Annotated in this window: 11 protein-coding genes; 3 read left to right on the forward strand and 8 right to left on the reverse strand. The window is 70.4% G+C overall.

Translation table 11 applies throughout. The features are described from left to right. The 8 genes from E7Z54_RS11395 to E7Z54_RS11430 all read right to left on the reverse strand — a co-directional run. Positions 1 to 985, reverse strand: a 985-nt coding sequence (locus E7Z54_RS11395) for a trypsin-like serine peptidase (RefSeq protein ID WP_206056158.1), incomplete at its 3' end; no start/stop codon positions are given. A 48-nt stretch (positions 986 to 1033) separates the two neighbouring features. Next, a complete protein-coding gene (locus tag E7Z54_RS11400) occupies positions 1034 to 1693 on the reverse strand; it encodes a flavin reductase family protein (RefSeq protein WP_240769637.1) in 660 nt (219 codons plus the stop codon). A gap of 35 nt (positions 1694 to 1728) precedes the next feature. Then, complete coding sequence (gene hsaC, locus E7Z54_RS11405; protein ID WP_240769638.1) at positions 1729 to 2625, reverse strand: iron-dependent extradiol dioxygenase HsaC; 897 nt, start codon at positions 2623 to 2625, stop codon at positions 1729 to 1731. After that, positions 2622 to 3533, reverse strand: a complete 912-nt coding sequence (gene hsaD / locus E7Z54_RS11410) for a 4,5:9,10-diseco-3-hydroxy-5,9,17-trioxoandrosta-1(10),2-diene-4-oate hydrolase (RefSeq protein ID WP_136433777.1) — start codon at positions 3531 to 3533, stop codon at positions 2622 to 2624. Before hsaD ends, hsaC begins: the two co-directional genes overlap by 4 nt. A gap of 2 nt (positions 3534 to 3535) precedes the next feature. Continuing rightward, positions 3536 to 4729, reverse strand: a complete 1194-nt coding sequence (hsaA, locus tag E7Z54_RS11415) for a 3-hydroxy-9,10-secoandrosta-1,3,5(10)-triene-9,17-dione monooxygenase oxygenase subunit (RefSeq protein ID WP_136433779.1) — start codon at positions 4727 to 4729, stop codon at positions 3536 to 3538. Between the two features lie 91 nt (positions 4730 to 4820). Then, positions 4821 to 5921 (reverse strand): 4-hydroxy-2-oxovalerate aldolase, encoded by a 1101-nt coding sequence (dmpG, locus tag E7Z54_RS11420; RefSeq protein WP_136433781.1) that lies wholly within the window; start codon positions 5919 to 5921, stop codon positions 4821 to 4823. A 14-nt stretch (positions 5922 to 5935) separates the two neighbouring features. Beyond that, the gene (locus E7Z54_RS11425; RefSeq protein WP_136433782.1) at positions 5936 to 6835 is read right to left on the reverse strand and encodes an acetaldehyde dehydrogenase (acetylating); all 900 of its coding nucleotides are present in this window, start codon (positions 6833 to 6835) and stop codon (positions 5936 to 5938) included. A gap of 36 nt (positions 6836 to 6871) precedes the next feature. Then, on the reverse strand, positions 6872 to 7687 hold the full coding sequence (locus E7Z54_RS11430; RefSeq protein WP_136433784.1) for a 2-keto-4-pentenoate hydratase: 816 nt from the start codon (positions 7685 to 7687) through the stop codon (positions 6872 to 6874). Between the two features lie 35 nt (positions 7688 to 7722). On the opposite strand from E7Z54_RS11430, the gene kstD reads away from it, so the two are divergent. The 3 genes from kstD (at position 7723) to E7Z54_RS11445 (ending at position 10915) form a co-directional block, all read left to right on the forward strand. Beyond that, on the forward strand, positions 7723 to 9489 hold the full coding sequence (gene kstD, locus E7Z54_RS11435) for a 3-oxosteroid 1-dehydrogenase (protein ID WP_206056159.1): 1767 nt from the start codon (positions 7723 to 7725) through the stop codon (positions 9487 to 9489). Beyond that, positions 9489 to 10385, forward strand: coding sequence for a MaoC/PaaZ C-terminal domain-containing protein (locus E7Z54_RS11440; RefSeq protein WP_136433786.1), 897 nt, complete (start codon positions 9489 to 9491; stop codon positions 10383 to 10385). The genes kstD and E7Z54_RS11440 overlap by 1 nt, the downstream gene beginning before the upstream one ends. Before the next feature lie 83 nt (positions 10386 to 10468). After that, positions 10469 to 10915: an OsmC family peroxiredoxin gene (locus E7Z54_RS11445; RefSeq protein ID WP_136433788.1), complete on the forward strand. Its 447-nt coding sequence runs from the start codon at positions 10469 to 10471 to the stop codon at positions 10913 to 10915. Positions 10916 to 11120 lie beyond the last annotated feature (205 nt).

Genomic DNA, 11120 nt, shown 5'->3' on the forward strand with positions numbered 1-11120 from the left:
CCCGCGCCGACGCGGGTCGGGCGGCGACCGGGCCGCTCGCACGGGCAGCGGCCGCGAGGAGCGTCTGGATGGCGCTGGTCAGGGGCCGGGCGATGAGGTACTTCTCGCCGGTGACGGTGCGCCGCGAGGTGACCGCCCAGATGAACCCGACGTGGGGGCCGATCATCGACAGGAACCACGGTCCGCCGCTCGCGCCGCCCGTCATGGGACAGGCGATCTTCGCGTCCGCCGTCCCCGAGAAGGACGAGGTCGACCCGGTGCAGCGGTGCGCGGTCTCGCCGGTGTACGGCGCCTCGGCCGGCCAGCCCCAGACCGACACGTCGGACTCTCGCGCGGGGTAGTTCCAGGCGAGTCCGTTGCCGCCGACGACGTCGACGAGCTTCGCACCGCCACGCGGGGCGACCTCGATCAGCGCCTGGTCGTAGGCGAGGTCCTCGTCCTCGATCCACTGACGGTGGGTGATCGCCCGGATCCCGACCCACTGGCCGTCCGGCGCGCTGCCGTTGCTGTAACGCGGCACGAACAGGAAGTTGGTGTAGTAGCTCGGAGGCGTCAGCAGGAAGCCGGGGCCGGTGTGGGCACAGTGGGCGGCGGTGATGATCACGTCCCGCTGCGCGGTGTTGACTGCGGCTGCGGAGCACACGGCGTCACCCTGGGGCGTGGTGAAGAAGAGCTTGCCCGCGCTGCGGGGCACCGTCGCCGTCGTGCGCGCAGTGGCGTGCCCCGCTGCGGCCGCCCGGGCCGCGACCCGGTTGCCGTCGGCGTCGAGCACCATCGGCTCGGCCCCAGCCTTCCTGGCCGGAGTCCAGTAGTCCAGGACGTCGTCGACGTCTGCCGGCGAGGCCACCGTGGCGACCGTCGGAGCCGCGAGGGCGGGACGGTCCGGGGTCGGCCTTCCGTTCGCCGGAGCCACGAGGAGCAGACCCACCACCAGGGCGCAGCCGAGAAGCACTGCCCCGAGCCGCCGCGCCGCACTCCGCACCATGACTGACCCCCGTCCATCCGCCGCAACCAGTCAGAGCGTACGTGGTGCTCAGCCGTCGGTGGTGCGGTACCGGCCCTTGTAGTAGAGCAGCGGCTCGGGAACCGTCACGCCGTCGTGGGTCTCCAAGTGCTGGACGCGGCCGATGACCACGTAGTGGTCGCCGCCCTCGTAGACGGCGTGGATCGTGCAGTCCAGGTGCGCCAGCGTGCCGTCGATGACCGGCGAGCCGGTCGCGGGAGCCGGGTGCCACGAGATGCCGGCGAACTTGTCTGTCCCCTTGGTCGCCATCTGCGCGGAGACGTCCTCCTGGTCGGCGGCCAGGACGTTGACGCAGAATCGGCCCGAGCGCTGGATCAGCGGCCACGCCCGCGACGACCGTGCCGGGATGAACATCACCAGCGGCGGGTCGAGGGAGACGCTCGAGAAGGACTGGCAGGTCATGCCGACCGGCTCGCTGCCGCTCATGGTGGTGATCACCGTGATGCCCGAGGCGAAGCAGCTGAGCACGTCGCGGAACCGGCGCGCCGCGGCCTGGGCGGCGGGATCGTCGTGGACCGCGACTTCCTCGCCCGGGCGGAACTCGAAGTCCACGTCCGCGTCGCCCAGCCACGACTCGATCAGCGTCGGGTGCGGCCAGGTCTCCCGGGCGTCCGGACTCACTCCCTCCGGGACCTGGTCCCTGCGAGGTGGCTCCTTCTCTGCCGGCACGGCACCCACGGTAGCGATCCTGTCCTGTCCGGCGGTCAGCGGCCGGCGCTGAAGTCGTGTCCCCAGTAGGACACGGCCGTCGACTCGCGGGCGACCCACTTGCTGTCCTCGACGGTCATGCCGTCGGTGCCGAACTCGACGTCGAAGCCACCCGGGGACCTCACGTAGAAGGAGATCATCTCGTCGTTCATGTGGCGACCGAGGGTCGCCGACAGCGGAGCGCCGTGCTTGCGCACCCTCTCCAGGGCGCGTCCGACGTCATCGAGCTCGTCGACCTCGAGCATGACGTGCACGCACTTGCTCGGATTGGGCATCGGCAGGAACGCCAGCGAGTGGTGGCGGGGGTTCACGCCGAGGAACCGCAGCCAGACCTTGCTGCCCGGCTCCTTGCCCACGAACTCGCCGGGCATGCTCATCGAGTCACGCAGGCGGAAGCCCAGCACCTCGGTGTAGAAGCGCAGCGCCTCCACGTCGTCGAGGACGGGGAGCACGATGTGCCCCATCCCCTGGTCGCCGGTGACGAACGTCGCGGCGTACGGCGTCACCACGGGCCGGGACTCGTAGGTGATCCCGTGGTAGAGCTCGAAGACGTTGTCCCACGGGTCGCGGAACCTGACGAGCTCCTGCACGCGACGCTCGGCGAGCTCCTCCTTCGTGCCCTCCTCGAACTCGACCCCGGCCTTCTGCAGGTGCTCGCGGGCGGCCTGGAGGGCCTGGTGGTCGGCCACCTCCCAGCCCGCGCAGTCGAGCTGGTCGACGTCGGAGGGGAAGACGACCAGCCGCGCGGAGACCTCGTCGATCCGCCAGTACTGATGGGCCGGGTTCGGGCCGCGACCCTCGGCCAGGCCGAGGACCTTGCCGGCGAAGGTCTTCCAGGAGTCCAGGTCGGTGCTCGCGACCCGGATGTAGCCCATGGACTTGATGTCGATCACGACGAGCGCTCCTTGTGCCGGGCGAGGAAGTTCACGGTCAGCTGGCGGAACTCGTCGGCGGCCTCGATCTGCGCCCAGTGGCCGCACCGGGGGAAGACGTGCAGTTGCGCCTTGGGGATCAGCTTGAGGGCGGCGAAGGCACCGTCGAGCGGGTTCACCCGGTCCTCGCGCCCCCACGTCAGCAGCGTGTGGTGCGGCAGCCGATGTGCCTCGCGCCAGAGCATCCCGTCCTCGGCCGTCTCCGGGTTCCAGAACGACATGCCCATGGAACGCATCGCGTCCTGGGCACCTGGAGCCGTGGCGTCGGCGAACCGCTCCTCGACGAGCTCGTCGGTGACCAGGTCCTGGTTCACGACCATGGTGGAGATGAACGCCCGCAGCGACTCACGGGTCGGGTCGGCTCCGAACTCCATCAGACGCTGGACGCCCTCGGTCGGGTCGGCGTGGAACAGGTTGAGCGACAGGCCCCCCGGACCCATCAGGACCAGTCGGCCGACCCGGTCCGGGTGGGTCAGAGCCAGCCGCATCGCGGTACCGCCGCCGAGACTGTTGCCGAGCAGGTGGACCTTCCCGATGCCCAGCTCGTCCAGGAGGGCCACGACGGCGTCCGCCGCGAACCGGTAGTAGTTGCCCACCACGGCCGGCTTGTCGGAGCCGCCGAAACCGGGCTGGTCGACCAGCAGGGTGTGGAACTCCGCGGCGAAGCCGGGCAGGGCCGGACCGAAGTTGGACCAGGACGACGCACCGGGACCGCCGCCGTGGAGCATCACCAGCGGGAGGCGTCCCTCGGCCCCCACAGTCGAGTCCGACGGCGCCCCGGCCTCGTAGTAGGTGAGCGTGATCGCGCCAGCCGCCTCCGTCTTCACCTGGACGGTGCGGCGGGTCGCCTCCTTGGAGAAGTCACTCACGCTCAGTACATCCCGGGGTCGATCTTGTGCCCGAACTGCTGGGCGCCGTACATCTGCAGCGCGCGCTCGGGGTCGTTGGCGGCGTGCACCCGGCCGGCGTGGGCGTCGCGCCACGCCCGCTGGAGGTAGGTGCCCTCGGCGAGCGCACGGCCGCCGGAGGCCTCGAAGAGCGAGTCGATCGCCTCGATGGCGCGGACGCTGCCGAGCACCTGGTCACGGCGTACGCGGAGCCGCAGCTCGAGCGGGATCTGCTCACCGCGGGCGACGTACGCCTGCTCCTCGCGGATGTTGCCCATCAGCAGCGCCCAGGCGGCGTCGATCTCGGAGGAGGAGCGCGCGATCCGCACGGCCGCGAACGGGTCCAGCGACGCCTTCTCGCCGATGTAGGCCGCACGGACTCGCTTCTGCTGCATCTCGACGTGCTCGGCGTAGGCACCCTTGGCCATGCCGATGATCGGCGTCGCGATGGTGCTGGTGAAGATGGAGTGGAACGGCAGCTTGTAGAGCTCGCTGGTGTTCACCTCCTGGCCCGGGCCGCGGCACATCCCCGTCTCCCCCATCGACAGGGTGAACGCCTCCGGGACGAAGACGTCGTCGACGATGATGTCGTTGGACCCGGTGCCGCGCAGGCCGACGACGTTCCACACATCGACGATCTGGTACTGGTCGCGCGGGATCATGAAGGTCCGGAAGTCGACGACCTGGCCCTCGGCGTTGAAGACGAGGCCGCCCAGCAGGACCCACGAGCAGTGGTCGCAGCCGGAGGAGAAGCTCCACTTCCCGGAGAGCTGGAAGCCGCCGTCGGTCTGGACCGCCTTGCCCGTCGGGGAGTACGACGACGAGAGCCGCACGTTCTGGTCCGCACCCCACACGGCCTGCTGCGCCTCGTCGGCGAAGAGCGCGACCTGCCAGGGGTGGACACCCACGACGCTGGAGACCCAGCCGGTGGACCCGTCGGCGGAGGCGATGTCCCGGACGGCGGTGAAGAACGCGACCGGGTCGGCCTCGAGGCCGCCATACCGCTTCGGCTGGAGGAGGCGGAAGAACCCGCTCTCCTCGAGCTCCTTGACGGAGGCGTCCGGGATCACCCGGAGGCGCTCGGCCTCGTCCGCCCGCTCCCGGATGGTCGGGAGCAGGTCGCGGACGCCGTCTATGACACTGCGGACGGCGGCGTCTGCGCTGAAGTCCTGGTTCATGCGGGGCTCCTGGTCTACGAGGACTGATCTAGAGGAATACTAGAACACGTTCTAGTTTCAGGGAAGTTCCGCCGGACGGCGGGTCGCCGGGTCAGCTTGCGGACCGCTCCGATGCCGCGGTCGCGCTCGAGCCGGCCAGGCCGAGCGCGATGTCGATGAGCTGGTCCTCCTGGCCGCCGATCAGGTTGCGCCGGCCGGCCTCGAGGAGGATCTGCGCGCCGGAGACGCCGTACCGCTCGGCGGCGTTGCCGGCGTGCTTGAGGAAGGAGGAGTACACCCCGGCGTAGCCCATCATCAGCGTCATCCGGTCCAGCTGGCACTCCTCCGGCATGGCGGGCCTGATGACGTCCTCGGAGGCGTCGACGATCTTGAGGAAGTCCACGCCGGTGGTCCAGCCGAGCTTGTCGCAGACCCCGACGAACGCCTCCAGCGGCGTGTTGCCGGCGCCCGCACCGAACCGGCGGACCGACCCGTCGATCTGGGTGGCGCCGGCTCGAGCGGCGATGACGGTGTTCGCCACGCCCAGGCCGAGGTTCTCGTGGCCATGGAAGCCGACGTCGGCCTGGCCGCCGATCTCCGCGACCACCGCGGAGACCCGGTCGGCGGTCTGCTCCATGATCAGCGCGCCCGCGGAGTCCACCACGTAGACGCACTGGCAGCCGGCGTCGACCATGATCCGCGCCTGCTTCGCCAGCACCTCGGGCGTCTGGGTGTGGCTCATCATCAAGAACCCCACGGTCTCCAGCCCGAGCTCGCGGGCCAGCCCGAAGTGCTGGATCGACACATCCGCCTCGGTGCAGTGGGTGGCGATCCGGCAGATCTGTCCGCCGTTGTCCTGCGCGGCACGGATGTCGTCCTTGGTGCCCACGCCGGGGAGCATCAGGAACGCGATCTTCGCCCGCTTCGCGGTCTCCGCGGCGATCCTGATCAGCTCCTGCTCCGGCGTGCGGGAGAAGCCGTAGTTGAAGCTGCTGCCCCCGAGCCCGTCGCCGTGGGTGACCTCGATGACCGGGATCCCGGACTCGTCGAGCGCCTCGACGATGTCGTGCACCTCGGTCGCGGTGAACTGGTGCCGCTTGTGGTGCGACCCGTCTCGCAGGCAGGTGTCGGTGAGCCGCAGGTCGAGGTTGCCGAACGGCTCGTCGCCGTGGATGCCGGACCAGGTCCGCTGGAGGGTGTTGCGGTCTGTCATCTCAGTCCCTGCTCTCAGTTCCGGCCGACGATCGAGCGGGCGATGTTCTCGCCGACCTGCGCGGCAGCGGCGGTCATGATGTCGAGGTTCCCGGAGTACGGCGGCAGGTAGTCCCCGGCGCCCTCCACCTCCACGAAGATCGAGACCCGCCGCATGCCCCGCGTGGCATCGGACGGACCGTCGAACTGGGGGTCCTGCAACAGGCGGTAGCCGGGCACGTAGCCCTGGACGGCCCGCTCCATCTGGAGGATCGACTCCGCGATGGCGTCGGTGTCGGCGTCGGCGTCGACCGCGCAGAAGATCGTGTCCCGCATGATCATCGGCGGCTCGGCCGGGTTCAGGACGATGATCGCCTTGCCCCGCTCGGCACCGCCGATCGACTCCACACCGGCTGCCGTCGTACGGGTGAACTCGTCGATGTTCGCACGAGTGCCCGGACCGGCGCTGACGCTGGAGACCGACGCGACGATCTCCGCGTAGGAGACCGGGGTGACCCGCGAGACCGCGTTGACCATCGGGATCGTGGCCTGACCACCGCAGGTGATCATGTTGACGTTCATCGCCGCGACGTGCTCCATGCCGTTGACCGGCGGGATCACCGCGGGACCGACCGCGGCCGGGGTCAGGTCGACCGCGCGGATGCCCGCATCGGCGTAGCGCGGGGCGTACTCGCGGTGCACGTAGGCGGACGTGGCCTCGAACAGCAGGTCCGGGAGCGCGTCCTGCTTCAACAGCCAGTCCACGCCCTCGTGACTGACCTCCAGACCCTTGTCGGAGGCGATCTTCAGGCCCTCGCTGGAGGGGTCCACCCCGATCATCCAGCGTGGCTCGATCACCTCGCTCCGGAGCAGCTTGAACAACAGGTCGGTGCCGATGTTGCCCGGGCCCACGATGGCCGCGGTCAGCTTGTCCATGGAAATACCTTTCGGTGGTTGAAGGGGCGAGGAGCGCTAGCGACGAGCCTCGGACCCCTCCTCGAACTCGACGCTCAGCGCCTCGAAGCCGCTGATCGACGCCTCCACGCGGTCTCCCGCCGCGAACGGCACGAACGGGCCCAGGGCCCCGGACAGAATCAGGTGGCCGGCCCGCAGCGGGTCACCGAACCGACGGGCCTGGACGGCGAGCCAGCGCAGGGCCTCGAGCGGGTCGCCCAGGCAGGCGGCGCCGGTGCCGGTGGACCGCTCCGCGCCGTTGATGGTCAGCGACATCGTCACGTCCCTCGGCTCGAGCTGGTCGAGCTTCCGACCCTCGCGGCCGACGACGTACAGGCCGCTCGAGGCGTTGTCGGCGACGGTGTCGGTGAACCCGATGTCCCAGTCGGCGATCCGCGAGTCGACGATCTCGAGGGCAGGCAACGCGACGTCGACGGCCTCGCGCACGAGCTGCAGGGTGATCTCGTCCTCGGTCGCCGGGTCGATGTCGCTGCCGAGCACGAAGGCGACCTCGGCCTCGACCCGCGGCTGCACCAGCGTGCGCATCGAGATCGGATGCTGGTCGCTGACGTCCATGTCGCTCAGGAGGTACCCGAAGTCCGGCTGGTCGACGCCCAGCTGCCGCTGGACGGCCTCCGAGGTCGCCCCGATCTTGCGACCCACGACGGTCACCCCGTCGACGAGTCGACGCTGCACCAGGCCCTGCTGGACCGCGTACGCCGCGGGGAGGTCGTCGGTGCCGATGAGGTCGCGAACCGCCGCGCAGGGCACCCGAGTCTCCTGGGCCTGCGCGAGCCGATCCACGGCCGCCGAGATGGAGTCCTGAGTGGTCACGAGCGCAATACTAGAACCTGTTACAGTTTGGCGCCATGACGGGTTCTCCTGTGCCTGCCGGCCTGCCTGCCGAGGTCGACGTCGTGGTGGTCGGCGCCGGCGGCGCGGGCATGAGCGCGGCACTGGCCGCAGGACGCCGCGGCCTCGAGACGATCCTGGTCGAGAAGAGCGCCTACTTCGGCGGCTCGACGGCCCGCAGTGGCGGCGGCGTCTGGATCCCCGGCAACTACGCCCTGGTCGAGGCGGGTCAGGTCGACCCCGGGGACACCGAGCGGGCACTGACCTACCTCGACGCGATCGTCGGCGACAGCGCGCCCCACGTGAACCGGCAGACCTACCTCGCGCGTGGCCCCGAGGTGATGGAGTTCCTGCGCGAGAACACGCCGGTCCGGTTCCGCTGGGTCCCCCAGTACGCCGACTACCACCCCGAGGCGCCCGGAGGCCGGGCCGCGGGGCGGAGCGTGGAGCCGGTGCCGATCGACGCGCGGTTCCTGGGCGCGGAACTGGAGCGGCTGCATCCCCAGTACACGAAGGCGCCGGCCAACCTGATCGTGACGCAGCGGGACTTCCGGCGGATCAGCCTCGGCATGCGGACGGTCAAGGGGCCGCTCACGATGGCGATGGTGATGCTGCGGCGGATCGTCTCGATCGTCCTCGGGCGGCGGATGTTCGCGATGGGCAACGCGATCGCGATCGGGCTGCGCCAGGGCCTGATCGATGCCGGGGTGCCCGTGTCGTACGAGACCGAGCTGAAGGACCTCGTGATCGAGGACGGCCGCGTCGTGGGCGTCCGGGTGCTGCGCGGCGGCGCCGAGCACGTCGTACGCGCGCGTCGCGGGGTGATCCTCGGCAGCGGCGGCTTCGAGCGCAACCTGGAGATGCGGGAGAAGTACCAGCCGCAGCCGACCTCGGTCGAGTGGACCACCGGCTCGGAGTTCAACACCGGCGGCGGCATCCTCGCCGGCATCGCGGCCGGCGCCGAGGTGGCGCTGATGGACGACGCGTGGTGGGGGCCGACGATCCCGCTGCCGAGCGGGCCGTGGTTCTGCCTGGCGGAGCGCAACCTGCCCGGGTCGATCATCGTCAACCAGGCCGGGCGCCGGTTCATGAACGAGGCGCTCCCTTACGTCGAGGCGACGCACGCGATCTACCAGGGCGAGGCGACCGGCGTCGGTCACGTCCCGAGCTGGATGGTCATCGACCAGCGGTACCGCAACCGGTACCTGTTCGCCGGCCTCGCACCTCGCCAGCCCTTCCCGGGGCGCTGGTACAAGAACGGCACGGTCCGGAAGGCGGCGACGCTCCGCGCGCTGGCCGAGCAGATCGAAGTTCCGGCCGAGGCACTCGAGGAGACCGTCGAGCGGTTCAACGCGTTCGCGGAGAAGGGCGTCGACGAGGACTTCCACCGAGGCGAGTCCGCCTACGACAAGTACTACTCCGACCCTGCCGTCAAGCCGAACCCGTCGCTGCACCGCATCGACCGGGCGCCGTTCTACGCGGTCAAGATCGTGCCGGGCGACCTCGGCACGAAGGGCGGGCTGGTCACCGACGAGCGAGCGCGGGTGCTGCGTCACGACGGCTCGGTGATTCCCGGCCTGTACGCCGCCGGCAACACCTCCGCCGCTGTCATGGGGCACACCTACGCGGGTCCCGGCGCGACCATCGGCCCGGCCCTCACGTTCGGCTACCTCGCCGCCGAGGCCATCGCCACCGCGGAGGTCGAGGGAACCCCCACCCCGAAGGTCGAGGAGGTTGCGCAGCAACCGTCAGGAGACCGCAGCACCGAAGAAGGACCCGCCTGATGCCCATCGACCCGTCCATCGCGATCGGAGCCGACCTGGGCTCGCGCACGTTCAGCTGGACCGAGTCCGACGTCCTGCTCTACCACCTCGGCATCGGCGCAGGCGCGCGCGACGGCGACAACCTCTCCCCCGCTGCGCTGCGCTACACCCTGGACGGCCCGAGCCTGCAGGTACTGCCGTCGTTCGGGGTTGTCGCCCCGACCTTCCACGAGACGGATCCGCCGCCTCTCGACCTGCCGGGCTGCGAGATCACGCTGGCCCAGGTCGTGCACGGCTCCCAGTCGGTCTCGGTCTCGGGTCCGATCCCCACGTCGGGCACGGCGACCATCCGCACCACGCTCACCGACATCTGGGACAAGGGCAAGGCCGCCGTCATCTGGCAGGAAGGCGTCACCACGGCCGGCCCCGACGAGCCCGACGGCCCCGGTGAGGAGCTGTGGCGCGTGCGCTCCTCGATCTTCGTGAAGGGTGAGGGCGGCTGGGGCGGCGAGCGTGGCTCGGCCCAGCCCGTCGTGGTGCCGGATCGCGGGCCGGACCACGTGTCGTCGTACGCCGTGACGCCGCAGCAGGCGCTGCTCTACCGGCTCTGCGGCGACCGCAACCCGCTGCACGCCGATCCGGACTTCGCCAAGGCGGCCGGGTTCCCGGCGCCGATCCTGCACGGGCTGTGCTCCTACGGGATCGTGCTGCGCGAGCTGACGGACGGACTGCTCGGCGGTGACGCCACCGCCGTCGCCGGTTTCGCGGCCCGGTTCGCGGGCGTGGTCTTCCCGGGCGAGAGGATCCGGGTGGCCGGGTGGCGTGAGGAGGACCAGGTGGTCGCCTCGGCGACGATCGAGGGTGGGGACCGGGACGGCTCACCGGTGCTGGCCGACTGCGTGGTCACGCTCGCCTGAGCACGCCGTCTCAGTGGCGCTTGGGTGGGCCGGCGGCACGCAGGGCCCTCGCGGGCTTCGCACCCACGCGCTACGTTCGACCCATGTCTACTCGTACTGCACGCACCGCCTGGAACGGCGGACTCATGGACGGATCCGGACAGGTCGAGCTGACCTCCTCGAAGGTCGGGACGTTCGACGTCTCCTGGCCCAAGCGCACCGCGGAGGCGGCGGACGGCACGACCAGTCCCGAGGAGCTCATCGCGGCGGCCCACTCGGCCTGCTTCCCGATGGCGCTGTCAAAGGTCATCGCCGACGCCGGCGGCACGCCGATCGCCCTCGACGTCACCGCGGAGGTCGCGTTCGGGCCGGACCCGGCAGGCGGCAACAAGATCACCGGCATCAAGCTGACCGTCCGTGGCGAGGTCGAGGGCCTGGACAACGACGCCTTCGTGGAGTGTGCGGAGAAGGCGAAGGTGGGCTGCCCGGTCAGCAAGGCCCTGGCCGCCGTCGAGAACATCACCCTCGACGCCAAGCTGGAGACCGCCTGACCGCTAGTCCTTCCCGGGGTCTCGCCACGCCGTCGGTCCGTCGGTCCGTCGGTCGAGGAGGTCGCGTCGGCGAGAGCGGTTGACCACCTGTCCTCCACACCGGTCCGTGGCGGATCGACTGTCCACAGGCGGGTTCCCGGCACCGGTGCGATGGCGGTGGTGGGTGGAAGCATCCACTCATGGATCCTGAGAACCACAGCAACGC

This window comes from Nocardioides sp. (genome assembly GCF_004803405.1).
GTDB classification, from domain to species: Bacteria; Actinomycetota; Actinomycetes; order Propionibacteriales; family Nocardioidaceae; genus Nocardioides; species Nocardioides vastitatis.